Source organism: Novosphingobium sp. ZW T3_23 (assembly GCF_044987305.1).
Classification (GTDB): Bacteria; Pseudomonadota; Alphaproteobacteria; order Sphingomonadales; family Sphingomonadaceae; genus Novosphingobium.
The window spans coordinates 1-1,079 of the sequence record NZ_JBJDRF010000132.1; the positions used below are offsets into that span (position 1 = coordinate 1).

The 1,079-nt window shown below is 64.8% G+C and carries 1 protein-coding gene; it reads right to left on the minus strand.

Going from position 1 to position 1,079, the window contains the following annotated elements; translation table 11 throughout:
- Positions 1 to 1,079: AAA family ATPase (locus ACI3K3_RS25640; RefSeq protein ID WP_404918935.1), on the minus strand; the 1,079-nt coding region annotated here is incomplete at both ends.

Genomic DNA, 1,079 nt, shown 5'->3' on the forward strand with positions numbered 1-1,079 from the left:
CCCGGAGGCGCGCCGATCAGGCGGCTGACCGAGTGACGCTCCATATATTCCGACATGTCGAAGCGCTTCAGCTCGATGCCCATGATCGAGGCGAGCTGGCGGGCGACTTCGGTCTTGCCGACGCCGGTGGGGCCGGAGAACAGGAACGAGCCGATTGGCTTGTCCGGATCGCGCAGGCCCGCGCGGCTGAGCTTCATGGCGGTGGCAAGGACGCCGATGGCCTTGTCCTGCCCGAACACGACGCGCTTCAGATCGCGTTCGAGATTCTCGAGCGCCTTCTTGTCGTCGGAACTCACCGACTTGGGCGGGATGCGCGCCATCGTGGCGATCACGGCCTCGATCTCGCGGGCGGTGATCGTCTTCTTGCGGCGGCTGGGGGGCACCAGCATCTGCATCGCGCCCACTTCGTCGATCACGTCGATCGCCTTGTCGGGCAGTTTGCGATCATTGATGTAGCGCGCCGAAAGCTCGACGGCGGTCTTGATCGCATCGGGCGTGTACTTGACCTTGTGGTGTTCCTCGAACGCGGTTCGCAGCCCGCGCAGGATCTTGATCGTGTCCTCGATCGTCGGTTCGTTCACGTCGATCTTCTGGAACCGGCGCAGCAGGGCGCGGTCCTTTTCGAAGTGGTTGCGGAACTCCTTGTAGGTAGTGGAGCCGATGCAACGAATCGTGCCGCCCGACAGCGCGGGCTTGAGCAGGTTCGAGGCATCCATGGCGCCGCCGCTGGTGGCACCGGCGCCGATCACCGTGTGGATCTCGTCGATGAACAGGACCGCGTGCGGCATCTTCTCCAGTTCGGAGACGACCTGCTTCAGGCGCTCCTCGAAGTCGCCGCGATAGCGGGTTCCGGCCAGCAGGCTGCCCATGTCGAGCGAGTAGATCACCGCTTCGGCCAGGACTTCGGGCACTTCGCCCTCGACGATCTTGCGCGCCAGACCCTCGGCGATGGCGGTCTTGCCGACGCCGGGATCGCCCACATAGAGCGGGTTGTTCTTCGAACGGCGGCAGAGGATCTGGATCGTGCGGTCCACTTCGGGGCCGCGACCGATCAGGGGATCGACCTTGCCGTTCAGCGC